The 360-nt window shown below is 60.6% G+C and carries 1 pseudogene; it reads left to right on the top strand.

The window, feature by feature from the left end:
• Positions 1 to 36: 36 nt before the first annotated feature.
• Positions 37 to 360 (top strand): annotated as a pseudogene (locus ACT3TP_RS18795) (hypothetical protein); the annotation flags it as partial.

Genomic DNA, 360 nt, shown 5'->3' with positions numbered 1-360 from the left:
CCCAAACCCTCCACACCACCCCTATACAGTGGAAATATGTTCGAAGAACACACCGAAGCCAACAAAAACTTCGAAACCCAGCCCCCACCCAGGCCACCCACCCCAGGCGTCCTAGACCAACCCATGCCCTTCATCGAGGACCTCAACACCCGCCTAGCCACCATCCTGGAACACGGCAACCAAGCCACCCTCACCCAAACCATCGACGACCTCGAACGACTCAAAGCCAGCTGCAGCGCCGCCCAAGCCAAACTCGCCTACCACTACGAAAAAACAGTCATCCGCGACCACGAAGACCGCGGCATCCACATCGACCACAGCGCACGCGGCGCCGCCGCAGCCATCGCCATCAACCGCCGT

The sequence above is a fragment of the Glutamicibacter sp. AOP38-B1-38 genome, from assembly GCF_052377485.1.
Taxonomy (GTDB): Bacteria; Actinomycetota; Actinomycetes; order Actinomycetales; family Micrococcaceae; genus Glutamicibacter.
Note: the sequence above shows the minus strand (reverse complement) of the source record. Positions and strands in the feature narration are given on the sequence as shown.